At 61.9% G+C, this 26,288-nt stretch carries 27 protein-coding genes; 14 read left to right on the top strand and 13 right to left on the bottom strand.

From position 1 onward, the window contains the following. Positions 1-20: 20 nt before the first annotated feature. The 3 genes from SPITH_RS11840 to SPITH_RS10515 all read left to right on the top strand — a co-directional run bounded on the left by SPITH_RS11840 (position 21) and on the right by SPITH_RS10515 (position 2,122). On the top strand, positions 21-1,022 hold the full coding sequence (locus SPITH_RS11840; protein ID WP_169311821.1) for an NADase-type glycan-binding domain-containing protein: 1,002 nt from the start codon (positions 21-23) through the stop codon (positions 1,020-1,022). A gap of 171 nt (positions 1,023-1,193) precedes the next feature. Beyond that, positions 1,194-1,673 (top strand): hypothetical protein, encoded by a 480-nt coding sequence (locus SPITH_RS10520; protein WP_014625641.1) that lies wholly within the window; start codon positions 1,194-1,196, stop codon positions 1,671-1,673. Positions 1,674-1,837: 164 nt separating this feature from the next. Further along, on the top strand, positions 1,838-2,122 hold the full coding sequence (locus tag SPITH_RS10515; protein WP_041624063.1) for a transposase: 285 nt from the start codon (positions 1,838-1,840) through the stop codon (positions 2,120-2,122). Positions 2,123-2,406: 284 nt separating this feature from the next. On the opposite strand, the gene hcp is transcribed toward SPITH_RS10515, so the two are convergent. Continuing rightward, positions 2,407-4,065, bottom strand: a complete 1,659-nt coding sequence (hcp, locus tag SPITH_RS10510) for a hydroxylamine reductase (RefSeq protein WP_014625640.1) — start codon at positions 4,063-4,065, stop codon at positions 2,407-2,409. Between the two features lie 39 nt (positions 4,066-4,104). Then, positions 4,105-4,938, bottom strand: a complete 834-nt coding sequence (locus tag SPITH_RS10505; RefSeq protein WP_014625639.1) for an ATP-binding protein — start codon at positions 4,936-4,938, stop codon at positions 4,105-4,107. A 101-nt stretch (positions 4,939-5,039) separates the two neighbouring features. Here SPITH_RS10505 and SPITH_RS10500 point away from each other — a divergent pair, with 101 nt between their 5' ends. After that, positions 5,040-5,753, top strand: a complete 714-nt coding sequence (locus SPITH_RS10500; RefSeq protein WP_014625638.1) for a Crp/Fnr family transcriptional regulator — start codon at positions 5,040-5,042, stop codon at positions 5,751-5,753. Here the strand turns inward: SPITH_RS10500 and SPITH_RS10495 are convergent. Then, positions 5,737-6,231 (bottom strand): PaaI family thioesterase, encoded by a 495-nt coding sequence (locus tag SPITH_RS10495; RefSeq protein WP_014625637.1) that lies wholly within the window; start codon positions 6,229-6,231, stop codon positions 5,737-5,739. The genes SPITH_RS10500 and SPITH_RS10495 overlap by 17 nt on opposite strands. A gap of 149 nt (positions 6,232-6,380) precedes the next feature. On the opposite strand from SPITH_RS10495, the gene SPITH_RS10490 reads away from it, so the two are divergent. The 3 genes from SPITH_RS10490 to SPITH_RS10480 are packed head-to-tail and all read left to right on the top strand — an operon-like array spanning position 6,381 to position 7,601. Continuing rightward, a complete protein-coding gene (locus tag SPITH_RS10490) occupies positions 6,381-6,980 on the top strand; it encodes a response regulator (RefSeq protein WP_014625636.1) in 600 nt (199 codons plus the stop codon). Then, positions 6,973-7,332 carry a response regulator gene (locus SPITH_RS10485; protein WP_014625635.1) on the top strand — a complete coding sequence of 120 codons (360 nt, stop codon included), beginning with the start codon at positions 6,973-6,975 and terminating at the stop codon, positions 7,330-7,332. The genes SPITH_RS10490 and SPITH_RS10485 overlap by 8 nt, the downstream gene beginning before the upstream one ends. After that, the gene (locus SPITH_RS10480) at positions 7,329-7,601 is read left to right on the top strand and encodes an acylphosphatase (RefSeq protein ID WP_014625634.1); all 273 of its coding nucleotides are present in this window, start codon (positions 7,329-7,331) and stop codon (positions 7,599-7,601) included. Before SPITH_RS10485 ends, SPITH_RS10480 begins: the two co-directional genes overlap by 4 nt. Positions 7,602-7,713: 112 nt before the next feature. Here SPITH_RS10480 and eno read toward each other — a convergent pair whose 3' ends face one another. The 9 genes from eno to zwf form a co-directional block, all read right to left on the bottom strand. Then, complete coding sequence (eno, locus tag SPITH_RS10475) at positions 7,714-9,015, bottom strand: phosphopyruvate hydratase (RefSeq protein WP_014625633.1); 1,302 nt, start codon at positions 9,013-9,015, stop codon at positions 7,714-7,716. 60 nt (positions 9,016-9,075) lie between these two features. Continuing rightward, positions 9,076-10,671, bottom strand: coding sequence for a glucose-6-phosphate isomerase (locus tag SPITH_RS10470; RefSeq protein WP_014625632.1), 1,596 nt, complete (start codon positions 10,669-10,671; stop codon positions 9,076-9,078). Between the two features lie 43 nt (positions 10,672-10,714). Beyond that, on the bottom strand, positions 10,715-11,980 hold the full coding sequence (locus SPITH_RS10465; protein ID WP_014625631.1) for an argininosuccinate synthase: 1,266 nt from the start codon (positions 11,978-11,980) through the stop codon (positions 10,715-10,717). Positions 11,981-11,990: 10 nt separating this feature from the next. Continuing rightward, entirely contained in the window at positions 11,991-13,190 is a 1,200-nt protein-coding gene (locus tag SPITH_RS10460; protein WP_014625630.1) for an aspartate aminotransferase family protein, read from the bottom strand. A gap of 10 nt (positions 13,191-13,200) precedes the next feature. Beyond that, positions 13,201-13,980: an acetylglutamate kinase gene (gene argB, locus SPITH_RS10455; protein WP_014625629.1), complete on the bottom strand. Its 780-nt coding sequence runs from the start codon at positions 13,978-13,980 to the stop codon at positions 13,201-13,203. 15 nt (positions 13,981-13,995) lie between these two features. Further along, complete coding sequence (argC, locus tag SPITH_RS10450) at positions 13,996-15,033, bottom strand: N-acetyl-gamma-glutamyl-phosphate reductase (RefSeq protein WP_014625628.1); 1,038 nt, start codon at positions 15,031-15,033, stop codon at positions 13,996-13,998. Continuing rightward, a complete protein-coding gene (locus SPITH_RS10445; protein WP_014625627.1) occupies positions 15,034-15,510 on the bottom strand; it encodes an arginine repressor in 477 nt (158 codons plus the stop codon). Positions 15,511-15,674: 164 nt separating this feature from the next. Beyond that, positions 15,675-16,589 (bottom strand): glucose-6-phosphate dehydrogenase assembly protein OpcA, encoded by a 915-nt coding sequence (locus tag SPITH_RS10440; RefSeq protein ID WP_014625626.1) that lies wholly within the window; start codon positions 16,587-16,589, stop codon positions 15,675-15,677. Beyond that, complete coding sequence (zwf, locus tag SPITH_RS10435; protein WP_041624372.1) at positions 16,574-18,052, bottom strand: glucose-6-phosphate dehydrogenase; 1,479 nt, start codon at positions 18,050-18,052, stop codon at positions 16,574-16,576. The genes SPITH_RS10440 and zwf overlap by 16 nt, the downstream gene beginning before the upstream one ends. A gap of 279 nt (positions 18,053-18,331) precedes the next feature. Here zwf and SPITH_RS10430 point away from each other — a divergent pair, with 279 nt between their 5' ends. Further along, positions 18,332-19,072: a biotin--[acetyl-CoA-carboxylase] ligase gene (locus SPITH_RS10430; protein WP_014625624.1), complete on the top strand. Its 741-nt coding sequence runs from the start codon at positions 18,332-18,334 to the stop codon at positions 19,070-19,072. On the opposite strand, the gene SPITH_RS12845 is transcribed toward SPITH_RS10430, so the two are convergent. Beyond that, the gene (locus tag SPITH_RS12845; protein WP_052296286.1) at positions 19,069-20,631 is read right to left on the bottom strand and encodes a hypothetical protein; all 1,563 of its coding nucleotides are present in this window, start codon (positions 20,629-20,631) and stop codon (positions 19,069-19,071) included. The two genes, SPITH_RS10430 and SPITH_RS12845, sit on opposite strands and share 4 nt — an antisense overlap. Positions 20,632-20,800: 169 nt before the next feature. On the opposite strand from SPITH_RS12845, the gene groL reads away from it, so the two are divergent. The 6 genes from groL (at position 20,801) to SPITH_RS10395 (ending at position 26,281) form a co-directional block, all read left to right on the top strand. Continuing rightward, positions 20,801-22,429 carry a chaperonin GroEL gene (gene groL, locus SPITH_RS10420; protein ID WP_014625622.1) on the top strand — a complete coding sequence of 543 codons (1,629 nt, stop codon included), beginning with the start codon at positions 20,801-20,803 and terminating at the stop codon, positions 22,427-22,429. Between the two features lie 112 nt (positions 22,430-22,541). Continuing rightward, entirely contained in the window at positions 22,542-22,844 is a 303-nt protein-coding gene (locus SPITH_RS10415; protein WP_014625621.1) for a hypothetical protein, read from the top strand. Between the two features lie 121 nt (positions 22,845-22,965). Further along, entirely contained in the window at positions 22,966-23,898 is a 933-nt protein-coding gene (locus SPITH_RS10410) for a hypothetical protein (RefSeq protein ID WP_155816559.1), read from the top strand. Positions 23,899-23,950: 52 nt separating this feature from the next. Beyond that, positions 23,951-25,240: a YARHG domain-containing protein gene (locus SPITH_RS10405; protein ID WP_014625619.1), complete on the top strand. Its 1,290-nt coding sequence runs from the start codon at positions 23,951-23,953 to the stop codon at positions 25,238-25,240. Between the two features lie 84 nt (positions 25,241-25,324). Continuing rightward, positions 25,325-26,050, top strand: a complete 726-nt coding sequence (locus SPITH_RS10400) for a response regulator transcription factor (RefSeq protein WP_014625618.1) — start codon at positions 25,325-25,327, stop codon at positions 26,048-26,050. A 9-nt stretch (positions 26,051-26,059) separates the two neighbouring features. Beyond that, positions 26,060-26,281 carry a tetratricopeptide repeat protein gene (locus SPITH_RS10395; protein WP_013314766.1) on the top strand — a complete coding sequence of 74 codons (222 nt, stop codon included), beginning with the start codon at positions 26,060-26,062 and terminating at the stop codon, positions 26,279-26,281. Positions 26,282-26,288 lie beyond the last annotated feature (7 nt).

Raw genomic sequence — 26,288 nt, 5'->3', positions numbered from 1 at the left:
TTCTATTTGTGTTATTGATCATGAGCAGTGGTATTGGTAACTCAGAAGATTTTATTGTGAATTATGGAGAGACAGAGAGGATACTTTTTATGAGAATTGCAGAGGATAAACTGTATTTTTACATCAATCCCTACATGGAAAGATATAAATCTGTGTGGATATACAGAGAAATGATTGAGGAAGAAGACGACGGGTATATGTACGCAACAGTAGAAGGGGTAAAGATAAGACTGGTTTGGGGTGGCGGATGGAGTATCTATCACCCACTTGATACCAAGGGGAGTATGTGTGTGACATGGGCTATGGAACCTTACAAAATTTTGGAGTTCACCCGTGAGGGAAAATGGGAAGAAAAAGGATTTTTTGAAGAAGATGGGAAGCCTATAGGAGGTATCCCCGATGAGCCAGGTGTGGAGTGGCTTGGGGTATCCTCGTATCTGCGGGAAAAGGTGAGAGGGAGGGAAATACACTATACAGGTGAAAAGATGGTAGAACTTTTTGTGTTACATAGAACACCCTCATATATAGAAAACTGGTATTTTAACTGTGCGAGTGTAGAACCGTGGGTTGAAGGAGTGGAAGGTCCTGGCATAGGGGAGAAGATCCGGATTAGGTTTAAAGGGCGTCGCGTGAGAGTGGATGGGGATTTGATTGGAGAGGTTGAGGGAGAAGGTGAGGGAGCTGATCGGTTTGTGGTGTTGAACGGGTTTGTGGATCCTTTACGGCCGCACCTGTACAAGATGAACAACCGGGTGAAGCGTGCGGTGATACGGTCGGTGGACGGGGGTGAGCCGTTTGAGGTGGAGGTGGCGTTTCCTGATGTGGTGAAGTTTCACGTGGTGAAGCTGCCGCGGGCGGCGAAGGAGGTGGAGTTTGAGATCAGGGAGGTGTACAGGGGGACGAAGTGGGACGACACGTGCGTGACGGGGTTTTTCCTTGAGCGGGTTTGGGATACTCGTGTGAGAGGGACCTGGGAACCTGCAAGGGAGGTAGCGGAGTGGGAGAGGAGTAAGAAGAAGTAAGATGGGCGTGGATGAGTGAGGAATCATCCGTGAGCGGTTTGTGGTGTGGGGAGAAGGTGGAGCGGAACATGTGGAGCTATCTTTACTGATTATGGTGAGAAGAGGTTTTTGGGGTTGGATACAATATGGCTGGTCAAGGAAAATGTGGAGAGGGGGTGGCAGGAGGGAGTGATGATAGACGGGGTGCAGTCAGTGGATAATTTGAAGAGTGGGTCACATAACCAGCCGCTTGGTGCGGATCATCCGTTGGCCGGGTTGGAGTTGCAGGGGAATACGATCATGGCGGATGCGTGGCTGAGACTGGAGAAAGGACATTCTTGGCTGGAAGGGAAATGTATAAGTTCAGGGCTAGTTCATAACACTGTGGTATTGGATGGAGATGTGGTGTTTTATTCGGGGCTGGATGACGATGGTGATGGGTTAAGTTGGCGCCAGCATGACTATGAAGGGCCTGATCCGTATGGGCATTGGGCGAGTGATGGATGTCCCATGATGAGTCGGGAGGATCGGGAGATGGTTGAGATGTTCCTGTATGATGTGTGGGGGGTGAAGGAGGGGTATGAGGTGTGGATGGACGTGCAGTATCCGGCAGACTGGTACTGGCAATTGTTGAAGCTCTACTCGTTGTATGGGCCAGGAAGGACATGGTAGGTGAAGGAGGGGAAGCATGAAGAAGCTGAGCGTGCTCCTACTGAGTGTGTGGTGGGCGACAGGGGGATGGGGGGAAGGTTGGAGTTCATGTGTATACTGCGTCCCGTAGGAGTGGACACGGAGAAATGGTAGAGGTAAGACTGGAATAAGGGAGGAGGACGCAGATGAAGAAGCGGACATGGACCACTGAAGAGAAACTTGCGATCGTCCTGGAAGGACTCCGAGGCGAACGGCAGATCGCCGAGATCTGCCGGGAACACCAGATCAGCCAGACGATGTACTACCGATGGCGGGACAGGTTTCTGGAAGGGGGCACGAGAGCCCTTGCAGACGGCAGGAAGGAGAAGGACACCTATCGAGCGAAGATAGAGCAGCTTGAGAAGATCATAGCGAAGCAGGCGATCCAGATCGAGATACTAAAAAAAACGAAGGAGCTGTTGGGGAGATAGAGGCGGTGGAGCGGCTGGTGGGGGAAGGGTACCGGGTGAAGGATGCGTGTGAGGCGTTTGGCGTGAGTCGGAGCCGGTACTATGCGAGGAGGAAAAGGGGGCAGAAGGTGGGGAAGAAGCGGGAGGAGAAGGAGAGGGACGATCTTGCACTCAGGCATATGGCACTGGGTCGACGACGCGGGAGCCCTGGCTGGATGCAGTCGTGCGGCGCGGAGATCCCCTTTGAGGTCAAGGAGGAGGGGGTTCCCACCTCCTCCTCATGGGCAATGAGGGTTCATCCTCGTCTAGACCATTGCAGCACCGAGCATCCGGTCGAGATCATCGTCCACCGTGGCGATGGTGCCGATTTCGAATTCTCTGATGAGGATGTCGCGTACTCTCTCGGAGAGAAAGGCGGGGAGAGAAGGACCGAGGTGAATGCGTTTCACCCCGAGGGAGAGGAGGGCGAGGAGGACGATGACCGCCTTCTGTTCGTACCAGGCGATATTGTAGACGATGGGAAGATCGTTCACCGATGTGAGGCCCAGCGCTTCCTTGAGGGTGAGGGCGGTCTTGATGAGCGAGTAGCTGTCGTTGCACTGCCCTGCGTCGAGGACACGGGGTATTCCGTCGATCTCTCCCAGCGGGAGCTTGTTGTATCGATATTTCGCACACCCTGCGGTCAGGATCACGGCGTCCTGGGGGAGGCTCCGTGCGAACTCGGTGTAGTATGAGCGCGAGGGGGATCGGCCGTCGCAGCCCGCCATCACCACGAACCGGGTGATCTTGCCGGTCTTTATCGCCTCGAGTACCTTGTCCGCCACTGCCGCTACCTGGTGGTGGGCGAAGCCCCCTACGATGGTGCCCTCCTCAAGCTGGGTAGGAGGTGGACAGGTCTTTGCGTGTTCGATAAGGCGCGAGAAGTCCTTTCGAGCCCCTGGTGTCCTCTCAGGGATGTGACGCGCGCCGGGATACCGCACCGGACCGGTGGTGTAGAGTCTGGAACGGTAGGTGGCGTTCGCAGGGGGCGGCACGAGGCAGTTGGTGGTCATGAGGATGGGGCCGCCGAAAGCCTCGAACTCCTCCACCTGTTTCCACCATGCGTTTCCATAGTTGCCGGCGAAATGAGGATACCTCTTGAAGAAAGGATAGTAGTGGGCCGGGAGCATCTCTCCGTGGGTGTAAATGTCGATGCCCGCATCCTTCGACTGTTCGAGGAGGTCCTCGAGATCCTTGAGGTCGTGTCCGCTCACCAGGATCCCCGGCCTGTTCCTCACCCCAAGGTTCACGGTGCTCACCTCGGGATTCCCATAGGTGGATGTGTTGGCCTCGTCGAGAAGCTCCATGGCGAGAAGACCTGTGCGGCCGCACTCCATCACCATATCGATGAGCTCGTTGGGAGAGAGAGTGGTATCTTCTGTGGCGAGCAATGCCCTCTCGATGAAGGAGATGATCCTCTCGTCCCTGTAGCCGAGGACTGCAGCATGGTGGGTGTAGGCAGCCATACCTTTGATACCGTAGAGAAGGAGCTCTTTGAGCGACCGTACATCCGGATCTTCAGTCCGCCTCGGTCCCCACGTGTATCCCTTTCTCTTCCATTCGGTGGGACTGCCCTCGTGCCATCGGGCGAAATCAGGCTCTTGCAGCCGAATACCAGACTCATGGAGGCTCTTCCTCAAGGTTTCACGGACGTGGAGTGCCTGGTGGATCCTTTTCACGAAGTCGTCGGGGTCGAAGTTCACGTTGGTGACCGTGGTGAAGAGTCCTTCGATAATGAGGTCTTCAGCTTTCTGCGATTCAATGCCGGCCTCACGGGCAGCTCTGTGATAGAAAGCGACTCCCTTAAGCACGTGAATGAGCACATCTTGCAGGTTCGATACCTCGTCAGTCTTGCCGCACACCCCGCGGATCTCGCATCCTGTGCCGCGGGCAGCCTCCTGACACTGGAAACAGAACATACTCATGGTGCATCCTCCTGTAGGTTGTGGTGTAGGACAGGGAGATCAGAGAGTGATCTGCTCCCTGGATATGAGCTCACCGTCTATGCTCACTACGGTGAGAGAGAGTGGCACCTCGGTACCCGATCGCTTCAGGGCCTCTTCCACGAGGTAGAGGAGTCCCCTGCAGCAGGGAACCTCCATGATGGCCACCGTGATGCTCGCAGGACGGGCATGGGTGAAGAGGTGGGAGAGTTTCTCGAGGTACACGTCCTGGCCTTCGTCGAGCTTGGGACAGGCGATGAGGAGTTTCCTCCCTGCGAGGAGCTGGGGGTGGAATCCGCCGAGGGCGAAGGCCGTGCAGTCGGCTGCCACCAGCAGATGGGCTCCCCTGAAGAATGGTGCCTCCGGATGGACGAGGTGGAGCTGGATGGGCCACTGGGAGAGAGCGGAAGGTGTGGAGATCTGGGATGGCTCTTCTGCCCGCTCGATGGTGCGCGCCACGCTCGAGGGACAACCCGCAAAGGCATGGGGCACGGCGGGCCTGTACTCCGGCACCGGGATGTGGTGCTCATGAAGGTAGGCAATCGCCTCGGAGAGGTACTCCTCCTCGCCGTGTTCCGCGAGGTGGGTGAGGTGGGCGCGGATCACCTCCGGGCCCTGCTTCACGATGTTCGCGATGACGGCCCGCTCGTCGTAGGGCTCGGCCTCACGTTCCTCGAAGCTGATGGCCCCCACCGGGCAGTGGCCGATGCAGGCCCCCAGCCCATCGCAGAACAGGTCGCTTATGAGGCGCGCCTTTCCGTCGATGATCTGGAGCGCCCCTTCCGGACAATTGGGGATGCACTCCCCGCATCCGGTACACAGGTCCTCGTCTATGGTGATGATCGTACGCTTCATGATCTCCTCCCGGTATCGTGCTGCCTCGAGTCTACACAGGGGGAGACCTGGTGTATGTAACGCTTGTTACATTTCTTGAGAAAAAATGTTATATTTTTATCATGAATGCCAGGAAGGATACCTCCGCCCCCCTCCCCCCTCTCCTCCGTCGCCTCCTCCAGGTCCCCCTCTTCTCCCCCCTCTCCCCACACGAAGCCCGCACCGCCTTCACGCGCGCTCTCCCCACCCTCCACCCTTTTCGCCGCACTCAGATCCTCCTCCTCCAGGAGGAACCCTACACCGCGCTCTGGGTCCTCCTCGAGGGCTCCTGTGCAGGGGAGATCGTCGACCCCGAGGGCAGAACCATCACCGTGGAGCGCTTTGACGCACCCTCGGTCCTCGCCCCTGCCGTGCTCTTCGCCCCCGACCCCCGGCTTCCCGTGCAGGTCCGCGCCCTCACCTCAGGGAAGGCCGCGATTTTCCAGAAAGAGGACCTCCTTCTTCTCTTCCGCCACTATCCGGTCCTCCTCTCCTCCTTCCTCGCCGACGTCTCCGACAAGCTCCTCGCCCTCTCCCGCCGCCTCTCGTTCCTCACCCTCCTCTCCCTCCGTGAACGCCTCTCCCGCTATCTGCTCTCCCTGCCCGCCGATCCCGACGGCACCGTGACCCTCCCCTCCACCGTGGAACACCTTGCCACCTATCTCGGTACCACGCGCCCCTCGCTCTCCCGCCTCTTTTCCCAGCTTCGCCGGGGAGGACTCATCGAAAAGACGGGCAGGCGTGTGCGCATCCTCGACCGCGGGGCCCTCACCCGCATCCTCACCGATCGCCGGTAGCCCCCTCCAGGAAGGCCTCCCGCCCCGGGTAGAAGAACCGGCGCCTCGCGATGTGCTCGGGCACCGTGAAGTAGACCATCCGCCCCCTCGCGCACACCCGGCCCTCGCCGTCCTCGATCACCCCCTCCACATGGGCCAGGTGGCCCTCCATGTGCGAAAGGCGCGCCCGCACCGTGAGGGCCCCCCTGTCCACGTAGACCGGCCGCTCGTAGGAGACCTGGAGCTCCTGTGTGGTTCCGGACGTCCCCACCAGGGCGAAGACCACCCAGCTCCCCGCCTCGTCGAGGAGCGTCGCCTGGATCCCGCCGTGGAGCACCCGGTAGTAGCCCTGCAACTCCTCCCGCGGCTCCCACCTGCACACCACCTCCTCCCCCTCCACCTCGAACGACATCCTGAGCCCCACCGGATTGTGGGGGGCACACCCGAAGCACCGGTACCCCTCTATCCCCACATACGGATTTCTGATACGATCTCCCATATGGAACCTCCTGGATTTTCTCATGGTATCTGGAATTGCACCCTATTTCAATTGACTTTTCGGGGATTTTGGATATAATACACTTATCCTATGAATAGAATCATAGCGAATAAGAGAAAAAGTATGGTTTGTACGTCGGGAGCTCTCGGATGGCGCAGAGAAAGATGAAAGTGCGTACCTTCTCGGCGCTCGAGGTGGCCAACATCTGCGGTGTGGTCAACCAGACCGCCATCAACTGGATCAAGCAGGGACACCTCAAGGGCTTCACCACCCCCGGAGGACACTACCGCGTGTATCTCGAAGACCTCCTCCACTTCCTCGAGAAGCGCGGCATGAAGATCCCCCTCGAACTCCAGGAGCTCGCGGATCTCAACGCCGGCAGCATCCTCATCATCGACGACGACCGCCAGCTCAACAACCTCCTGCGCCGATATCTCGAGAAACAGTTCCCGGGCTACACCATACTCCAGGCCTTCGACGGCTTCGAGGCGGGCATGCTCCTCGCCCGCGAACGTCCCGATCTCGTGCTCCTCGACCTCGATCTTCCCGGCATCAACGGCCACGAGCTGTGTCGTCGCATCAAGGAGGAATCCGCCTGGGGGGCTCCCGTGGTATTCGCCATCACAGGGCTGGAGGGGGACGGAGAGAAACAGCAGATCCTCCTCGAAGGGGCCGACGCCTTCTTCAGGAAGCCCTTCGAGTTCGAAGCCCTCGCTTCGGAGATACGGAAGGTGTTCGACAATGAGTGAGAAAGACCTCCCCCACATACTCCTCGTGGAAGACGACGATGCCATACGCCTCAGCCTCAGGGACTTCCTCTCCAAAGACGGACGTTTCCACGTCCACGTGGCCTCCGACGGTCTCGGTGCCCTCAGGATCCTCATCGACCATGACATTCAGTGCATCGTCACCGACTACCGGCTCTCGGGGCTCGGCGGGGACTACTGGATCAGATTCCTCAAGAAGTTCTGCGGGCACCTGCCCGTCATCGTCATAAGCGGATTCCTCGAGCCCGGATTCGAGATACCATTCCCCCTCATCTACAAGCCGTTCGATTACGAAGAGATATTGAGGAACGTATCGGAGTGTCTGGGGAAATGAAGGCCTTCTTCGCACGGGTGGAAGGACGGGTACAGGGCGTGGGTTTCAGGTACTCGTGTCTGCAGAAAGCACGCGCCCTCGGCCTGGTAGGATGGGTGAGGAACACCCCCGACGGCGCGGTTGAGGTGTACGCCGAAGGGCCCGAGGCGGCCCTGGAAGAGCTCGCCCGGTGGCTCCACAAGGGGCCGCTCTACGCCCAGGTCCTCAACGTGGAGATCCGCCCCATGCAGCCGACCGCTACGCATCACGAGTTCAGGATCGCCTACTGACGCCCCACTGCCTCTTCATGTCTCATGGAGCGGGCAGGGGACACACCACATGCAAGGATAAAAAAGCGGGGCCTGCGGCGTACAGGCCCCGCCTGGGTGCGGAACTGTTTCTCTAGCCCCTCTTCCGGATGGAGTAGAAGGCCTTCTTTCCTGGATACTCGGCCGTGTCTCCCAGGATCTCTTCGATCCTGAGGAGCTGGTTGTACTTGCTGAGCCTGTCGGAACGGCTCAAGGACCCGGTCTTTATCTGACCGGTGCCGAGGGCCACCACCAGGTCGGCGATGAAGTTGTCCTCGGTCTCACCGCTCCGATGGGAGACGATGGCGGTGTACCCGGCGGTCTTCGCCATCTCCACGGCCTCGAAGGTCTCGGTGAGGGTGCCGATCTGGTTCACCTTGATGAGGATGGCGTTCGCCACGCCCTTCTCGATCCCCTGGGCGAGACGCGTGCTGTTGGTGACGAAAAGGTCATCCCCCACGAGCTGTACCCGGTCGCCGATCCTGTCGGTGAGAATCTTCCACCCTTCCCAGTCGTCCTCGGCCATGCCGTCTTCGATGGACACGATGGGGTACTTCTTCACCCACGTCTCCCACAGATCGGCCATCTGTTCGGAGGAGAGTTCCTGTCCCGTGGACTTCTTGAGCACGTACTTCTTCTTCTCCGGATCGTAGAGCTCGCTCGTGGCAGGATCGAGGGCGATCATCACGTCGTCTCCAGGCTTGTAGCCCGCCTTCTCGATGCTCTTGAGGATGAGCTCCACGGCCTCTTCGTTGGACTTGAGGTTGGGGGCAAAGCCGCCCTCGTCACCCACCGTGGTGGAGTAGCCGTTCTCCTTGAGGATCCCCTTGAGGGTGTGGAAGACCTCGGTGATCATGCGCAGGCCCTCCTTGAACGAGGGGGCGCCCACGGGCATCACCATGAACTCCTGGAAGTCCACCGAGTTGTCGGCATGGGCCCCGCCGTTGAGGATGTTGGCCATGGGAACCGGGAGCACGTTGGCCTTGTAGGCCCCGAGGTAGCGGAAGAGCGGAATCCCGAGGAAATCGGCGGCCGCCCTTGCCACGGCCATGGACACGCCCAGGATGGCGTTCGCTCCGAGCTTGCCCTTGTTCTCGGTGCCGTCGAGCTCGATGAGCGTGCGGTCGATGTCCACCTGGTCGAGCGCATCGAGCCCCTCGATCTCGGGGGCGATGATGTTGTTCACGTTCTCCACCGCCTTGAGCACACCCTTACCCATGTACCGCTTCTTGTCTCCATCCCGGAGCTCCACCGCCTCGTGCACCCCGGTTGAGGCCCCCGAGGGCACGGCTGCACGGCCCATGGACCCGTCTTCGAGCACCACGTCTACTTCCACCGTGGGGTTGCCACGGGAGTCGAGGATTTCACGCGCTTCCACGTATTCTATCATGCTCATAATCCTTCTCCTTTCTCGATAGAGGATTCTCCCTCACCGTACCCGAGCACAGGGGGGGTGTCAAGATCGGCGTACCCCCAGGATCCGGGCGTATGCCGTGAGGACCGGGTCGGTCGGGGTGCCTGCGAGCACTTCTTTGGTGAGCACCTTCCCGAGCTGCACCCCCTCCTGATCGAAGCTGTTGATGTTCCACAGGAATCCCTGGAACATCACCTTGTTCTCGTAGTGTGCGAGGAGGGCCCCCGCGGTCCGTGGAGTGAGCCGCCCGCCGTAGAGCAGGCTCGAGGGACGGCCGCCGGGGAAGTGCTTGTTCTGGTCCTCGGCGTCCTTGCCCTTGGCGAAGGCCACGATCTGGGCCGCGAGGTTCGCGTTGAGCTTCTGCTGACTGGTGGAGCCGTCGATCTCTCTGTCGAAGCCCGTCTGGCCTTCGACGAAGCCTATGAACTGGAGAGGCACGATGTCGGTCCCCTGGTGGAGGAGCTGGTAGAAGGAGTGCTGGCCGTTCGTGCCGGGCTCACCGAAGATGATGGGCCCGGTAGGATAGGCGACGGGCTCACCCCATCGGTTCACCCGCTTCCCGTTGCTCTCCATGTCGAGCTGCTGGAGGTGGGCCGGGAACCGGTGGAGCGCCTGGCTGTAGGGGAGGATGGCCGTCGCGGGATGGTTCAGCACGTTCCGTTCGTACACCCCGATGAGGGCGTCGAGCATGGCCGCGTTCTTACGCGGATCGGGCTCGAGGGCCGACCGGTCCGCCTCGTGTGCCCCTGCGAGGAGCTCCTGGAAGACCTCCGGCCCCAGGGCGAGCGAGAGGACGACTCCTCCCACCGGGCTCGTGGCCGAGTAGCGGCCGCCGATGAAGTCGTCGATGTAGAACCCCGCGAGGTAGTCGGGATCCTGGGCGAGCGGGCTCGTCTTGCTCGTGACCACGACCATCTGCCGCTTCGGCTCGGTTATCCCCTTCTCCCGGAGGAAAGAGGAGACGAGGGCCGCGTTGGTGAGGGTCTCCTGCGTGGTCCCGCTCTTGGAGACCAGGATGAAGAGGGTGCGTGCAGGGTCGATGGAGGAGAGGACCGCGGCCGCATCGTCCGGATCCACGTTGGAGATGAAGCGCGCCTCCATGGGGAGGGCCCCCTTCGTCGCCCGCACATACCCCTCGAGGGCATAGTAGAGGGCGCGCGGGCCGAGGTCGGAGCCCCCTATCCCGATCTGGACCACGGTGGTGAAGGGTGCCCCCGAGGGGCCCCGCACCACCCCCTCGTGGACCTTCCGCGCGAACTCGAAGGCCTTCTCGTGTTGCTCCACGTAGAACTCCCTCAGGTTCACCCCTTCGTGGACCACAGGGCCTGCGAGCTCACCCCGCTGGAGGTGGTGGAGGACCTTCCGCTTCTCTCCGGTGTTCATCACCTCGCCTGCGAGCAGGGCCCGATACTTCTCGAGGAGCTGCTGCTCCTTCGCGAGGTCGGAGAGGAGGGAGAGGATGCGCTCGTCCACCGCCTTTGCCGCATAGTTGTAAAAGAGGCCTCCACCTGCGGGCACCTGGTACGAGCCCACCCGTTCGGGTGTGAGCACCTCTCTGAGCGATGCCCCCCCCTTCTCCTTGAGGAGGGCGTGAAAGCTCTCACACTGGTCGAGGTTCCTGTAGGAAATCGATCCCATGCGTCCTCCTTGTCTCGTGTGTGGTGTGCTCGAGGGTCGCCGCTCACTTCTCGGAGAAGCGTGCCATCTCCTTCATCTCCTCTGCCGGCCCGCCCTCTGCCTCGAGCTTCTTCTGGACCATGGCGCTCACCCCTACCGGGAGACCGTAGAGCTTGATGAACCCGGTGGCATCCCGGTGATCGTAGCTGCTCTCGCCGAAGGAGGCGAGGTCCTGGAGGTAGAGCGAGTACTCCGAGGATCTCCCGCAGACGATGATGTTGCCCTTGTAGAGGGCGAGCCTGATCTTCCCTGTGAGGAACCGGGCCACGCTCTTCATGAAGGCGTCGAGGGCCTCCCTCTGGAGCGTGAACCACTTGCCCTGGTACACGAGTTCCGCATACCTGGCGGCGAGCTGGCGTTTGAGGCTCAGTGTCTCGGCGTCCAGGGTGATCATCTCGAGCTCCCGTAAGGCGGTGAAGAGAATGGTCCCGCCCGGCGTCTCGTACACGCCCCTGCTCTTCATCCCCACCACGCGGGTCTCCACCACGTCGGCCCTTCCGATGCCGTGCTTACCTCCCAGCTCGTTGAGCCGGGTGAGGAGCTCCACCGGACCGAGCCGCTCGCCGTCGAGGGCCACGGGGATCCCCTGCTCGAACTCCACCGTGATCTCTTCCTCCTGATCGGGTGCCTCTTTGGGCGACCGGGTGAGCATGAACATGTCTTCCTCGGGCCTGTTCCACAGGTCCTCCAGTATGCCCCCCTCATGGCTTATGTGCCAGATGTTCCAGTCCCGGGAGTAGATGTTCTTTTTGGAGATGTTGCCCAGGGGGATGCCGTGCTTCTGTGCGTACTCGATGGCCTGCTCCCGAGAGCGGATATCCCACATCCGCCAGGGCGCGATGATCTCGAGATGGGGTGCGAGGGCCTTGTAGGTGAGTTCGAAGCGCACCTGGTCGTTGCCCTTGCCCGTACAGCCGTGGGCCACGGCGTCGGCACCCTCCTTGAGGGCGATTTCCACCTGCTTCTTGGCCTGGAGGGGACGGGCGATCGAGGTCCCGAGGAGGTACTTTCCCTCGTAGATGGCTCCGGCCCGGAGCATGGGGAAGATGTAGTCCCTCACCAACTCCTCTTTCACGTCGAGTACGTAGATCTTCGATGCCCCGGAGGCGATGGCCTTCTGCTTGAGGGCCTCCCAGTCTTCTTTTTGGCCCACGTCGGTACACACCGCCACCACCTCACAGCCCGGATACTGCTCCTTGAGCCAGGGAATGATGATGGAAGTGTCGAGCCCTCCCGAGTAGGCGAGCACGATCTTCTTGATCTCCTTCATGTCTCACTCCTTATGAAACGTCCTCTGCGAATATGGCTTCGAGGATGGCGCAGCCTTCCTCGAGTTCCTCACGGCTCACCACCAGGGGCGGGGCGAGGCGGAGCACGTTTTTCCCGCTCCTGAGCACGAGGAGCCCCTTCTCCCTCGCGCGGGCGATCACCTCCTTCACCGGTACCTTCTCGGAGAGCTCGACCCCCTGAAGGAGTCCGAGGCCCTTTCGTTGAAGCACGAAGGGGAAGGTCTCCACCATGGCCTCGAGCTTTCGGGCGAGGAACTCGCCCTTCTCCCGCACCTCTGCGAGGAACTCCGGCCGGGAGACGGTCTCCCAGACGTGGAGCCCCACCGCGCAGGCGAGCGGTCCGCCGCCGAAGGTGCTCCCGTGGTCGCCCACGACCAGGAGGTCGTTCACCCGATCGGGGATGAGCGCCGCACCGAGCGGGAGCCCAGCCCCCAGAGGCTTGGCAAGGGTGATGATGTCCGGCTCGAGCCCCACTGCCTCGGATCCGTACAGGTACCCCGTGCGGCCCAGCCCTGTCTGCACCTCGTCGGCGATGAGGAGCACGTCGTACTTCCTGCAGAGCCGGTTGAGGGCCTGGGCGAACTCACGGCTCATCACCTCCAGGCCGCCCTCTCCCTGCACCGGCTCCACGATCACGGCCGCGTACCGCTCGTCGAGAAGGGCCTCGAGGGCCTCCACGTCGTTGTAGGGTGCGGTCACCACCCCCGGCACGAGGGGGAGGAACTTCTCCTGGTAGGCCGGGGTGGGGGTCACCGAGAGGCTCCCCATGGTCCTGCCGTGGAACCCATGGGTGAAGCACAGGAACCGTACGGCGTGTTCCCCTTTGGTGGCCTTGGCATAGAGGCGTGCGTACTTGAGGGCCGCCTCGTTTGCCTCGGTGCCGCTGTTGCACAGGTGCGCAGCCGCGAATCCGCCCGAGGCGCAGAGGCGTTCTGCCAGGGTGAGCGTGGGCATGGTGGAGAAGAGGTTGGAGACGTGGATGAGTTTCTCCGCCTGTTCGGCCATGATGCGGGAGATCTCTGCGCTGCCGTAACCCAGGGCGTTCACCGCGATCCCTGCGGTGAAGTCCAGGTACCGGTTGCCCGCGATGTCGTAGAGGTACACCCCCTCACCCCGCTCGAGGACGAGGAACTCGTTCCCGTACTGACGGGGGAGTGCGGTGTTCGTGGCGAACTGGTCTTTGAGCTTCATGGTAAACCCCTTACGTGTGGAGTGTGGTGCCTGTCTTGCCCTCGAGGAGACGGCGGAGGTCCCCTTCGCCGGTGTACTGTCCGATCACGATGTGCCCCACGCCCGCTCCCAGGGCCCTGAGCGACGAGCGCACCTTGGGGATCATGCCGCCCTGGATGATCCCCCGGGCAATGGCCTCTTCGGCCTCCTCAGGGGTGAGGGAGGAGAGCACTTCTCCTCCCGAGAGGATTCCCGGTATGTCGGAGAGGAAGATCAGGGCATCGGCCTTCAGCGCCTCTGCCACCGCGAGGGCGGCTTCATCGGCATTGATATTGAGGCCCTCTCCCGAGGAGTCCATGGTGGTGGAGGAGAGGATGGGGAAGTACCCCGCCGCCATGAGGAGGGAGAGCAGGGAGGGATCGGTGGAGACCACCCTCCCGGTGCGCGTCTCGGGGGAGAGCGCCTCGCCCACGAGGATGGGGCCGTCCGCACCGGAGAGCCCCACCGCCCTGATGCCGGCCGCATGGGCGGCCCGTACGAGGGACTTGTTCATCCTGCCTGCGAGCACCATCTCCAGGATCGGGATCTCCTCCGGCCTCGTGATGCGCAGGCCGTCGCGGAAGACCGGCTCTATCCCCAACAGCCTGCTGATCCGGGAGACCTCCGCCCCCCCGCCGTGCACCAGCACCCCGTTGCCGCCGAGTCTCCGGAATCCGGAGAGCTCTTCGAGGAACCGGTGGAGGGACGCTTCGTCCTCCACCGCGCGGCCGCCTATCTTGACGACGATGGTGTGGGTCTCGTCTTCGTCCATGTGATGTATACCCTCCTATATCTCGCCACCGTCGGGCAACCCCTCGGTTTCGGGGAACCCGAGGCGGATGTTCATGTTCTGTACGGCCTGGCCCGAGGCCCCCTTCACCAGGTTGTCGATCGCCGAGAAGAGCAGGAGGTGGTCGCCCTCTCTCTTCCAGCTTATATCGCACCGGTTGGTGCCGCGCACCCACCTCGTCTCGGGAAGTGAGGGATGGATGATGCGTACCCACGGGCGTGAACCGTAGTGCGCCTGGTAGCATGCGCGCAGCTCCTCGTCGGAGACCTCTCGGGTGAGGGTGCACACCGTGGTGACGAGCATACCCTGTTTGAGCGGGACGAGGTGCGGAGTGAACAGGAGACGCACCCGGGACGAGACGGCGCCCAGCTCCTGCTCCATCTCGGGGAGGTGCCTGTGGCTCCTCCCGGGAAGGTAGGGGGTCATGTTCTCGGTACGCTCGGTGAACAGGTACGTGTCGGCGAGCTTCCTCCCCGCCCCCGAGATGCCCGAGAGGGCGTTCACCGTCACGGTCTCACGGACCAGGCCTTCCTTCACGAGGGGAAGGAGGGGGAGAAGGGTTGCGGTGGGATAGCAGCCCGGATTCGCCACCAAGTCCGCCCGGGCGATCTCGTCGTGGTTCCACTCGGCGAGCCCGTAGACCGCACGGGGAAGCAGGTGGGGCGCCGGATGGTTCTCCCCGTAGGTGGCCTTGAAGAGTTGGGGGTCTTTGAGCCGGAAGTCGGCGGAGAGGTCGATGACCAGGGCCCTTCCCACGAAGGAGGCGCAGGCCTTTGCCGAAGCGAGGTGGGGGAGACAGGAGAAGACCACCTCGGGGGAGAGGGCCTCGGCCTCTTCCAGCGCGACGTAGCGCCCCCCTGTAAGCGAGAGGCGAGAGGAGTGTGCCTCGCCAAAGCCCCTGTCGACCTCGCCCACCAGGGCACCGGTCTTTGATCGAGAGACAGGAATGATGGAAGAGACCCGCGGATGGTGTGCGAGCAACCTCATCAGCACCATCCCGGTGTAGCCTGTGGCTCCGAGAACAGCTATGCGCATCTATGCTCCTCTGAAGGATGGGATGTAACGGGAGAGGGTTTCGAGAAAGGCCTCCCTTGACGTGCCTTCCTTGAGGACAGCGATGATCGTGTCATCCCCTGCCACGGTACCAAGGAGTGAGGGGATCTGAAAGGTGTCGAGGGCGAAGGCCACGCTGTTCGCGTGCCCCGGCAGGGTGCGTATGACCGCGAGATTTCCCGAGAACTCGAGCGACCTGAAGCCCCGGATGAAGTCCTGGACGAAGTTGTTGCCCACCTCTCCCTCGGTCTCGTTCTCTCCGGGGAGGATGTAGTAGTACCCGTTCTCCCCTTCGGCCACCTTCCCCACCTTGAGCAACTTGAGGTCGCGAGAGAGCGTCGCCTGGGTGATCCTGTGCCCGTAGGCGGCCAGTCGTTCGAGGAGTTCCTCCTGGCTGCGGACCCGCGAGGATCGGATGATCTGCCTGATGAGTTTGAGTCGCTCTTCCCTGCCTTTCACACCGTCTCCTGTATATTTATGCTCTCTCACGGTCACGGATGCCGAGAATAATGAATAAAAATACAGAAAACAACCCCCTTCTGCAAGGGGGTGAGGGCGTACCACGCAGGATTATTCGAGAACTCGTGCGCTCGAAGGGGTGCCTCGGCGGGGATCTCGCGCGCCTACACCCCCGCGCACCGCAGCGCCTCCCGGTAGAGCGGGTCGCTCACCGGGTTCTCGCACTCCTCGGCCAATATCGCCGCGTCCTCCGGCAGGTCGGCCGCCCCCGCCCGCACCTCCTCGCGCCCCCCTCCTCGCCCCTCCCACGCCACCCGCACCTCTTCCGCACCCCCTTCCCATCCCAGCCCCACCCCCGGCTCCCTCCCCCCCCATCCCAGCCTGCTGCACACCCACCCCGCGATCAGCCGCGCCCCCGCCTCGCTCGGCGCCGCCACGCGCAGCCGGGCCCCCTCCTCCCGCCACACCCGCCACCGTTCCCCGCACGCCCGCGCCACCTGCGCCCGCACCGGCCGGTACCGTGCCCACGCCATATCCGCGAGCACCCCCCGCGCCTCGGGCACCGTGCGGCCGACCCCCTCCATGAACCCCTCCAGCCCCACCCCCCTCTGTTCCAGGGCCTCGCTGTCGATGAGCACCTTGTCCACCCGGTCGAGGAGCACGTCCAGGAGCCCCTCCCGTCCCTCCAGGGGAGCCGCCCACCAGGCCACCACCGGCAGATCGCGTACCACGAGCGCACCCCACGTGCCCGGTGCACACCCTGCATCGTCTGGCCCGTTCTCCACGATCACCTCCTGGAAACACACCCCCCGCTTCGCCGCATCCACGCTGCACCGCGCCGAAAGCGAGATCCGCGTGCGCTCGTGGGGGGAGAGGTCGAGCCGGATGATCCGCGCCGCCCGCATCCCCATGAGCCCGTCCAGGGCCTGCTCCACCTGACGCCGTCCTTCCTCGTCGTGCACCACGATGAGGGTGAACAGGATCTCCCGCGGCTTCCCCGGCGAGGCCGCCTCCTGCAGCTCTGCGAGCCGCGCCTCCATGGTCTCGGGATCGAAGAGTTCTCTCACAGAATCCGCCATCGTCGACCCTCTCGTGAAAGCAGGTATCGCGCCTCGCGGGGACCCGCGCTTCCCGGGGCGTACTCGTGGATCGGAACACCGGCCTCCTCCCAGCCTCGTCGCACCTCGTCCACGAAGGACCACGAGGCCTCCACCTCGTCCGCCCTGGTGTAGAGCACCGCATCCCCTATGAGGGCATCGAGCAGGAGCCGCTCGTAGGCCTCGGGCAGGTCCTCGGCGAACGACCGCTCGTAGTCGAACTCGAGCCACGCCGGCCTCAGGTCCATACGGTAACCCGGGCGCTTCACGTTCACCCTGAGACTCATTCCCTCGTCCGGCTGGATCCGTACCACGAGCACGTTCTCCCCGGGTTCGAGCGGCGCCTCCCAGAAGAAGGTGTGCGGCACCCGCCTGAAGTGGATCGAGACCTCCGAGACCTTCCTCGCGAGCCGCTTGCCCGTCCGCAGGTACACCGGCACACCCGTCCACCGCCAGGTGCGCACCTCGGTCCTGAGGGCCACGAAGGTCTCCGTGGTGGATGAGGGATCCACCCCCGGCTCCTCCCGGTAGCCGGGCACGAAGGCCCCGTCCAGCACGCCGGCCGTGTACTGGGCCCGCACCACCTCCCGCGGCTGCGGCGGGGCGAGGGCGCGCAGCACCTTCACCTTCTCGTCCCGTATGGCCTCGGCCTCGAACCTGAGCGGCGGCTCCATCATGGTGAGGGCGAGGATCTGCAGGAGGTGGTTCTGCACCATGTCGCGCAGGGCGCCCGCCTGCTCGTAGTAGTTGGCCCTGCCCTCCACCCCTATCTTCTCGGCCACCGTGATCTGGATGTGATCCACGTACCGGTTGTTGAGCACCGGTTCGAAGATGCCGTTGCCGAACCTGAAGGAGAGCAGGTTCTGCACCGTCTCCTTGCCCAGGTAGTGGTCGATGCGGAAGATCTGCTCCTCGCCGAACCACCTCCGGATGAGCCGGTTGAGTTCTCCGGCCGACTCGAGGTCCCTCCCGAAGGGTTTTTCTATCACCAGGCGTACCGGCTTCCCTTCGAACGAGGAGAGCCCTGCCTCACCGAGCCCCTCGATGATCTCGGGGTAGTTCTGGGGAGGCGTGGCCAGGTAGAAGATCACCTCTCCCCCGGGCAGGAGACGCGAGGCGAGGGTGCGGTACCCTTCGGGATCGTCGAACGTGGCCTGGTGGTAGGTCATGGTCGTGAGGAACGAGGCGGCCCTGTCCTCGCGGTAGAGGGTCTGGCCCTTGAGGGCCTCCTCCATGGTGCGCTTGAGCGTTGCATCGTCCCACGGCCTTCTCGCGAACCCCACGATCCGTGTCTCGGGGAGGAATCCCTTCACGTAGAGGGCGTAGAGGGCGGGTACGAGCTTGATCCGGGCCAGGTTGCCGGTGATCCCGAAGATCACCAGGGTACACGGCGGGGCCTCCTTCTTCACCGAGAGCCCCAGCTCGAGGGGGGATGAGCGACTCATGGGAATAATATAGCAAAAAACGTATCGGCGGGGATACCTGGGGATGTAGAAGAGGTAGGTCGTCATACATCAGGTGCCGGAAAACCCGGAACACGGCAGGCGGTGGGCGGAGTCGCCTCGTCAGGGTCCCATGCCCTGAGCCGCAGGGGCAGGGAACGCACGTGCGGACCGGGGAGGTCCCCCGTAGGGTTCCGGCCGGCAGGAGTGCCTCGGTTCCACTCCCTCCGGGGCGCTGTTTTTTCCCTGTGCAAAACACCGGTTCCATACTAGAATGTCTCCATGCTGCCCATAGAGAGAACCAGCCCGTTCCATGGATCCCCCATCTTTCACAAGGACGAGACCACCTCCACCATGGTGGATGCCAAGAACCTCTACCTCCAGAGCCTGCCCTCCGGTACGGTGGTGTGGGCCGATCACCAGGTGTCGGGGAGGGGGAGGGTTCCCGGAAGACGGTGGGTCTCGGAACCGGGTGAGAACCTCCTCTTCACCTTCTTCCTCCGCAAGGAAGAAGCGCCCGAGCCCTTCACCTCGCTGCCGGTGCGGGTGGGATTCGGTGTGGCCCGGTACCTGGAGGATGTCTGGGATCTCCCCGCCCGGGTGAAGTGGCCCAACGACGTGCTCGTGAGGGGCAGGAAGATCTGCGGCATCCTCTGCGAGGTCAAGTACGAGGCGGTGTTCGTGGGTATCGGTCTCAATGTGAACCAGCGTTCGTTCCCCGGAGAGCTCTCGCGGCGGGCCACGTCGATCCGCAGGGAGCGGCACCGTCGGGCCGACCTCGAGGAGGTACTGCTGGGGGTGCTGAGCGAGGTGAAGGCGGCCTTGGGGGATGAGGAGTGGCGTGAGGGTGTGGAGCGTCGGCTCTGGAGGCGGGGTGAGGAGGTGGTCTTCCTGGAGGGGGATCCGGATCGGGGGGTGAGGGTCTGCGGGGTGGTGGAGGGGGTGGGCGGGGCGGGAGAGCTCCTGCTCCGCACGGATGAGGGGATGAAGGCGTGCGTGAGCGGTGAGGTGGAGTGGGGCTAGTCAGAGGGGAAGAGGGCGGCGAGGACCTGGGGCGGGAGGTCTCCGGCGGGGAGGGGGGAGGTGAGAGTGGGGGAGACGAGGAGGGTGGTGCGGAGGGGGGTGGGAAGGGTGCGGGGTGATGCCGGGCCGGGGATGGGGAGGGGGGTGAGGGAGAGGGTGTGGCCGCGGTTCGAGGCCTGGAGGAGGAGGGGACAGGGGACGGGGGCCCAGGGTGAGAGCGGCTGGACGAGGAGGTGGGAGTCGGGGGTCTGGACGAGGAGGCCGGTGGGTGCACAGAGGAGGGAGGGGGTCTCGAGGGTGGCGGGGCTCTTCAGGGTGTGCTGGAAGAGGGTGAGTTTCGGCGGCGAGGGGGAGGAGGGGAGGGGGAGGGAGAGGGGGTGGAGCCGGCTCATCCAGGGGGCGTCCAGGGCTTCGGGAAAGAGGGCGAGGTCGAGGATGAGGTGGGGGAAGCCTTCCACCAGGAGGAAATCCGCGGTGGCGAGGGGCGTGGTGCCGGCTGCGGACAGCAGGGTCCGGAGCCCTCGTACGTGCTCGCCCTCGAGCGAGAAGGCGCTCTGTACGGTGATGCGGGTCTTTTTGCCTGCGAGTTCCACCTGCGGGGCGGGGAGGCGATGGGCGGGGCCGGGACCTGAGGCCACGAGTACCGGGAGGCCGCCTTCGAACTCCACGTGTATCCCTTCGTCCGACAGGATGGCCCTGCCCTCCATGTGGGCGCCGAGGGTCCGCTCGGCGGGGGGGAGGGGAGCGGCGGGGGTGGGGTGGTAGGCGGAGAGGGTCTGCAGGAGGAGGCGGGTGTGTTCCTCCGAGTCCTCGTCCATGGCGCGGAGGCGGTCAACGTGGGGAACCGAAGGCAGGGGCACGAGGAGGGGGGTGAGGTGCTGGGTGGGGGGTAGGGGGAGGGGATCGGGGAGCGGTTCGAAGCTGAAGGTGTGGCCCTTGCGGTCGAGGTCGAGGAGGACGGTGAGGAGGAGGTCGGCCTGCGCGGCGAAGTCGGGGCCGGGGGTCATGAGGAGGACGAGGGGGTCGGGGGAGAGGAGGGCGCGGGTGAGCGTGCGGAGCGGGGAGGATGAGAGGAGGAGGAAGGGGAGGTGGACGAGGGGGAGCGCGCCCTGGGGCGAGGCGAGCCGGCCGTGGAAGGGGCGGGAGGGGGAGAGGAGGGTGGTGAGGGGCGTTTGGGGGAAGGTGGGGGGGAGGGGGGAGAGGGTGCCGGCGGGGTGGTGATAGGCGCGGGGGGTGAAGTGCCAGAGGTCGTACGTCCCGCTCCACCAGGGGTTGTGGAGGGCCCAGGCGAGCTCGTCTTCCTGTTCCTGCGGGGAGAGGAGGTGGAGAGGCACCCCTGCGTAGCCCATGCTCACGAGTTCGTCGCCCACAGCTATCCTCCGTTCGAGGAACCGCCTCCACCGCTCATCTTCGAGAAACGGACACACGGGAATGTTCCATGTCGCCGTGGCCTTCCCCGGGAGACTCCCCAGGAACTCCTCCAGTTCCCCAAGGGGCACGGCATCGGCCGGAGGATCGGGGATGAACAGGATGGAACGTGCGTTCCGGATCTTTCTCATGCCTACCTTATTACCACAGGACCCTTCCCGCTGCAATGGGCCTCCTTTTTGCGGGAACCAGTTGCCGTTTGAGGGAAAGCTTGTTAATTTACTGACAAAAGAGACTACACATATTCTATTTCCGTTACACACAACACACTCAAAACCTTAAGGAAAGAGAGGGGTAGCTATGGCAAAGCAACTGAAGTTCGATGAGGAAGCTCGAAGGAAGCTGCTCTCCGGAGTCGAGAAGCTGGCGAACGCGGTCAAGGTCACGCTTGGCCCTCGAGGACGCAACGTGCTTCTCGACAAGAAGTTCGGTGCTCCTACGGTGACCAAGGACGGTGTCTCGGTGGCCAAGGAGATCGAGCTGCCCGATCCGTTCGAGAACATGGGCGCGCAGCTCCTCAAGGAGGTCGCCACCAAGACCAACGACGTGGCCGGTGACGGCACCACCACTGCGACGGTTCTCGCCTACAGCATCGTGAAGGAAGGCCTCAAGGCCGTGGCCGCGGGTGCCAACCCCATGGCTCTCAAGCGCGGTATCGACAAGACCGTCGACCTCGTGGTGGAAGAGATCCGCAAGAACGCCAAGGAGATCAAGGACAGGGACGAGATCGCCCACGTGGCCGCCATCTCCGCCAACAACGACATGGAGATCGGTGAAGAGATCGCCAACGCCATGGAGAAAGTGGGCAAGGACGGCGTGATCACGGTGGAGGAGTCCAAGACCATCGAGACCACCACCGAGTTCGTCGAGGGTATGCAGTTCGACCGCGGGTACGTCTCCGCCTACTTCGTGAACAACCGTGAGACCATGACCTGCGTGCTCAACGACCCCTACATCCTCATCCACGACAAGAAGATATCCAACATGAAGGACCTGCTCCCCATCCTCGAGAAGGTGGCGCAGCAGGGTAAGCCCATCCTCATCATCGCCGAGGATGTGGAGGGTGAGGCCCTCGCGACCCTGGTGGTGAACACCGTGCGCGGTACGCTCCAGGCCTGCGCCGTGAAGGCCCCGGGCTTCGGCGACAGGCGGAAGGCCATGCTCGAGGATATCGCCATCCTCACCGGCGGTCAGGTGATCTCCGAGGAGCTCGGCCTCAAGCTCGAGAACGTGGAGCTCTCCCAGCTCGGCAGGGCCGGGAGTGTGAAGGTGACCAAGGACGATACCACCATCGTGAGTGGCGCGGGTGACTCCAAGGCCATCAAGGACAGGATCGCCCAGATCAAGGCCCAGATCGAGGAGACCACCTCCGACTACGACAGGGAGAAGCTCCAGGAGCGGCTCGCCAAGCTCGCCGGCGGTGTGGCGGTGATCAACGTGGGTGCGGCCACCGAGGTGGAGCTCAAGGAGAAGAAGCACCGGGTGGAGGACGCCCTCTCGGCCACCAGGGCGGCCATAGAGGAAGGTATCGTTCCCGGCGGTGGGCTCACCTACATAATCGCGACCAAGGCGCTCGATCAGGTCGACCTCTCCTCCTGGGAGGAGGACGAGAAGATCGGCTTCAAGATCGTCAAGCGGGCGCTCGAGGAGCCCATGCGGCAGATCGCAGCCAACGCAGGGCTCGATGGGTCCATCATCGTCCAGCGGGCCCGCGAGGAGAAGAAGGGTGTGGGCTTCGACGCCGCCAAGATGGAGTGGGTGGACATGATGAAGGCAGGGATCATCGATCCCGCCAAGGTGACCCGCTCCGCCCTCCAGAACGCCGCCTCCGTGGCCGGGCTCCTGCTCACCACCGAGTGTGCCGTCACCGACATCCCGGAGGAGGAGAAGAAGACCCCCGGTACGCCGGATATGGGTATGGACTACTAAGACCCCTCCTAAGGGGATTCGGGAGCCCTCGTTGCAGGGCTCCCTTTTTTCATCTATGCTCATCTCCATGGCACACCACATACGGTGTGCGTCATCAGAGGGAGGATGGCCCATGACGCTCAGCCGAGAGGACTTCATCTTCACCATAGGGTACGAGGGGAGGACCGCCATCGTGGACGGGAAGGCCAAGCGTGAGTACGGGAAGCTCTCCACCATGGAGCTCGCCGAGAAGGGCCTCTTCCGGGCCGCCTTCTGTTCGGCCCTCTACTCGGGGGATCCCGAGGAGATCCAGGCCTTCATCGACTACTACAACCGTGTGAACGGCGTGAGGGAGTACACCCTCGAGGCCTGCAAGCGCCTCTTCGGGGTTGACGGGGTCCCCGAGGGCGTGGAGCGCGTGCTCGAGGTACGGTAGGGGAGAGGAAAGAAGAGACGACCGGTGGCACGCATATGAACGGACTCCAAGCGTGCACATGTGATATTTTTGGTGATGAGAGGGTTATAGTGTAACCAAGCAGTGCAAAGGATGCAGGATGATGAATATGAAGCGGATTATTGGCGTAGGGATGCTGATCTGTATAGGGGTGGCATGGCTTGTGGGGCAGGAGGTGGCGGAGGGGGAGATGGAGGAGGTGGCGCGGTTTAGGATAGGGGGTGGTAAGGGTGAGCTGGGGTATAGGGAATCTCCGGGGCCGATCACGATCCCATATAAGCCGGTGATGGGGCATGCGCTTCGTGGGTTGCTGATATTTGACATAATGAATGGGCGTTTTGTGTTTTTGGACACGAAGGGATACAGGGTAGAGCGAGAGGTGCGATGCGAGCTTGATTATGAGACGACGCCGTATCAAGTCGAGGAAGATGTGTTTGTATTGAGCAGGCCTGAGTGGTATCGAGTGATCGAGGTGTATGATGCGAGGCGGGGTGAGATGGCGGTGGTAAACGATGAGCGATTCAAGGACTACCGTTCGTGGTGGTACTATGGGGGCGTGCTGTTTATACAGGATGCGGAGGGGCGGTTGTGGAGCGTGCCCGATCCTGAGGTGGACGAGGAGGCGAATCGGAGGAAGGTGCTGGACGAAGAGGGGACGAGGCGGTATGTGGAGGAGCGGTGGGGGGAGAGTGGGGAGGTGAGGATAGACGAGGAGGGGCGTCTGTTCATACGGGGCGAGCTTGCGACGAGGGACTATACGACGTGGTTTGAGTACCGGACGGGGGAGAAAATAGAGGTGATTAGGGGTAATACGTATCTTGGTAAGGACAAGGATGGGAATGTGTACTGGGGGAGTATTGGGAGTGTGGTGGTCTATCCTCCGGAACGTGAAAAGGGTATAACGAGGATAGTAAGACTCGCCCTTTCGAAGATATTAGGATCCGTTGTGGTGGACGGGCAGACGGGTGATCTGTACGTGCTTGGGAAACCCGAGGGTGGTGAGATACCGCTGTATCGGATACGGCGGGACTGGTGAGGGGGTGGTGGGAGGAGGCAGAACTGTACCAAGCAAAACAGAGGAGGTAGTGATGAGGAAGTTACTTTTGCCAGCAGTAATGCTCTTGAGTCTTGCGGTGGGGTATACGCAGGAAGTGAGGGTAGAGCTTGTTGGGCGCTTTGAGGAGATTACGGTAAAGGGGATGGAGCCTGCGATGGAGAGTCCCTCCGGTTTTTGGGTGGATGAGAAAAGACAGCGTATAATAATTGATGACGAGATTGATTTGAAACGGTTTGAGATTGAGTGGGGGGGAGGAAAAACGCACATCTTTCAGCGCGAATTGAAGAAGAGGGGCTGGTGGATGGGAGGAGATGTATATCCAATAGGTGGATATACATTTGGTGTGAATAGAGGGAGTGTGCAGGTACTAGATGCTCACTATAATGTAATAGTGTATTTTTCAAGCTCTGTTGGTGAAGCGTTTCATGGGCTGCTACCGGTTGGGCCTGTATTTTTTCTCAAGGGGAAGGATAGGTTCTATTGTGTGTTTCCATGGGAGAATGGGAGTGCAGGATCTGTGGATACGGATGGGCGGATCTATATGGGTAAGGAGGTTATTGAGCTGCTTAGGGAGCTTGATCCTGAGAAGTACGAGGCGAGTGTGAGGCGTGCTGAGGAGCTTGGGCTTAAGGAGGCCTTTGAGGAAGGGCGGGCGCTTGTATGGGGGAGGACGTACTATGACACGCCGAGTAGGCTGCACGAGTATTGGGGAGAGTGGTTGTTCAGGAGTGAGGCCGATCCAATATATGCGGATGAGCAGGGTAACCTCTCTCAACTCTACCTGAACTTTGAGGAAGATGCAGGTTCTGAGTTTGGGGTGGTGGGGCCGGATGGGGAGTATCTGGTGAGGGAAGAGCACGTGGCCAAGGTGTCTGAGATACTGGGGAGGGAATATAGAGCGGAGGGAGTGATGCGGCCGCCGTATCCTGGGTGTGGGGTGTATGTGGGGTTTGGAGGGAACGTGTACTTTTATGTGGCGGGGTATGAGTACACGGAGGTGTTTCGGATACGGCGGACGTGGGGGGAGCCGAGCATATATGCGCTTGCGGTGAACGGGTATACGGATGACTGGTATGGGGAATATGTGGATGGAGTGATTGAGAAGATGAGCGATGAGGAGCTGAGGCTGCTTAGGAACTGCGTGTTTGCGCTGTACGGGTATGTGTTCAAGGACGAGGGGCTCAGGGAGTATTTCAACAAGCAGGTGTGGTATGAGCCCGATCCCGGGGTGGATCCCGGGAGGCTGGAGCTTCCTCCCGAGCGGAGGTGTCTTGTGGAGCGGGTGCTGCAAGAGGAGCGGAAGAGGGGATTGAGGAAGTAGGCTTTCAAGGGAGGGGATGCGCATTGACAAGAGGCCGAGGGTGGTACAGAATAGGATAACCTCCCAGAAGAAGGCTGGTGCCCGATGGAAAAGAAGAAGATCCTTATAGTCGACGACGAAGAGATCAATCTCGAGTTCTTCGAGATCATGCTGAGCAAGTTGGGGTTCGAGGTCTACAAGGCGAGGGACGGAGAAGAGGCCTTACTGGTGATGAAGGAGCAGCGACCCGATCTCGTCCTCCTCGACAACATCATGCCGAAACTTTCGGGCTGGGAGGTGACCCGCATCGTGAAGCAGGAGCCCGACTACAGGGACGTGGCGCACATTCCCATCGTGATGTTCTCGGCGATGGACGACGTGAGGGACAAGATCGAGGGCTTCGAGCTGGGGGTGGAAGACTACATCACCAAGCCGTTCAACTTCTCGGAGGTGCTCGCGCGGATCAACTCGGTGCTCAGGCATCAGGACATGGCCCGTCAGCTCGTGCAGCGGGAGCGGAGGCTTGCCGTGCTGGAGTCGCTCAACAAGTCGCTCGCCTACTTTGCCCGCCACATGAGGGAGCCGCTCTCCGTGCTCATCGATGAGAGCAGAGAGGTGGATGCCTCCGACCCCAAGACGGTGGAGGCCTTCTTCGGAAAGGTGAGAGAGGTGGCCGAGAAGAGCCTCGCGGCCCTCAACGCTCTCGAGGAAGAGGTGGAAGAGCTTTCCCGGCAGGATTCTTCCCTCAAGGAAGGTGAGATCTCGCTCGATGATCTGGAAGAGCGCTATCAACGGCACTTCAAGGTGTGGAAAGAGCGGGAGATCGTATAGGAGGCAGCCGTGATCTCCGAGACCAAGAAAAAGGTCCTGGAGTACTTCGCCCGGGGGCGCAACTACTACAAGATGATGGAATTCGAGAAGGCCAGGGAGGAGTTCGCCAAGGCCCTGGCCCTGGATCCCGAGGATGGCCCCTCTAAGGTGTACTACGCGCGCTGTCTTCACTACATGAAGAACCCGCCGCCCGAGGATTGGGACGGCGTATTCGAGATGACCACGAAGTAGGGGTCTG

This window comes from Spirochaeta thermophila DSM 6578, assembly GCF_000184345.1.
GTDB lineage: Bacteria > Spirochaetota > Spirochaetia > Winmispirales > Winmispiraceae > Winmispira > Winmispira thermophila.
The sequence above is the reverse complement of the archived record's forward strand: the minus strand, read 5'-3'. Positions and strand labels throughout refer to the sequence as shown.

Coding starts and splice junctions, on each gene's coding strand:
- SPITH_RS11840 (WP_169311821.1), top strand. CDS start 21: ATGAGCAGTGGTATTGGTAACTCAGAAGATTTTATTGTGAATTATGGA.
- SPITH_RS10520 (WP_014625641.1), top strand. CDS start 1,194: ATGATAGACGGGGTGCAGTCAGTGGATAATTTGAAGAGTGGGTCACAT.
- SPITH_RS10515 (WP_041624063.1), top strand. CDS start 1,838: ATGAAGAAGCGGACATGGACCACTGAAGAGAAACTTGCGATCGTCCTG.
- hcp (WP_014625640.1), bottom strand. CDS start 4,065: ATGAGTATGTTCTGTTTCCAGTGTCAGGAGGCTGCCCGCGGCACAGGA.
- SPITH_RS10505 (WP_014625639.1), bottom strand. CDS start 4,938: ATGAAGCGTACGATCATCACCATAGACGAGGACCTGTGTACCGGATGC.
- SPITH_RS10500 (WP_014625638.1), top strand. CDS start 5,040: ATGAATGCCAGGAAGGATACCTCCGCCCCCCTCCCCCCTCTCCTCCGT.
- SPITH_RS10495 (WP_014625637.1), bottom strand. CDS start 6,231: ATGGGAGATCGTATCAGAAATCCGTATGTGGGGATAGAGGGGTACCGG.
- SPITH_RS10490 (WP_014625636.1), top strand. CDS start 6,381: ATGGCGCAGAGAAAGATGAAAGTGCGTACCTTCTCGGCGCTCGAGGTG.
- SPITH_RS10485 (WP_014625635.1), top strand. CDS start 6,973: ATGAGTGAGAAAGACCTCCCCCACATACTCCTCGTGGAAGACGACGAT.
- SPITH_RS10480 (WP_014625634.1), top strand. CDS start 7,329: ATGAAGGCCTTCTTCGCACGGGTGGAAGGACGGGTACAGGGCGTGGGT.
- eno (WP_014625633.1), bottom strand. CDS start 9,015: ATGAGCATGATAGAATACGTGGAAGCGCGTGAAATCCTCGACTCCCGT.
- SPITH_RS10470 (WP_014625632.1), bottom strand. CDS start 10,671: ATGGGATCGATTTCCTACAGGAACCTCGACCAGTGTGAGAGCTTTCAC.
- SPITH_RS10465 (WP_014625631.1), bottom strand. CDS start 11,980: ATGAAGGAGATCAAGAAGATCGTGCTCGCCTACTCGGGAGGGCTCGAC.
- SPITH_RS10460 (WP_014625630.1), bottom strand. CDS start 13,190: ATGAAGCTCAAAGACCAGTTCGCCACGAACACCGCACTCCCCCGTCAG.
- argB (WP_014625629.1), bottom strand. CDS start 13,980: ATGGACGAAGACGAGACCCACACCATCGTCGTCAAGATAGGCGGCCGC.
- argC (WP_014625628.1), bottom strand. CDS start 15,033: ATGCGCATAGCTGTTCTCGGAGCCACAGGCTACACCGGGATGGTGCTG.
- SPITH_RS10440 (WP_014625626.1), bottom strand. CDS start 16,589: ATGGCGGATTCTGTGAGAGAACTCTTCGATCCCGAGACCATGGAGGCG.
- zwf (WP_041624372.1), bottom strand. CDS start 18,052: ATGAGTCGCTCATCCCCCCTCGAGCTGGGGCTCTCGGTGAAGAAGGAG.
- SPITH_RS10430 (WP_014625624.1), top strand. CDS start 18,332: ATGCTGCCCATAGAGAGAACCAGCCCGTTCCATGGATCCCCCATCTTT.
- SPITH_RS12845 (WP_052296286.1), bottom strand. CDS start 20,631: ATGAGAAAGATCCGGAACGCACGTTCCATCCTGTTCATCCCCGATCCT.
- groL (WP_014625622.1), top strand. CDS start 20,801: ATGGCAAAGCAACTGAAGTTCGATGAGGAAGCTCGAAGGAAGCTGCTC.
- SPITH_RS10415 (WP_014625621.1), top strand. CDS start 22,542: ATGACGCTCAGCCGAGAGGACTTCATCTTCACCATAGGGTACGAGGGG.
- SPITH_RS10410 (WP_155816559.1), top strand. CDS start 22,966: ATGAATATGAAGCGGATTATTGGCGTAGGGATGCTGATCTGTATAGGG.
- SPITH_RS10405 (WP_014625619.1), top strand. CDS start 23,951: ATGAGGAAGTTACTTTTGCCAGCAGTAATGCTCTTGAGTCTTGCGGTG.
- SPITH_RS10400 (WP_014625618.1), top strand. CDS start 25,325: ATGGAAAAGAAGAAGATCCTTATAGTCGACGACGAAGAGATCAATCTC.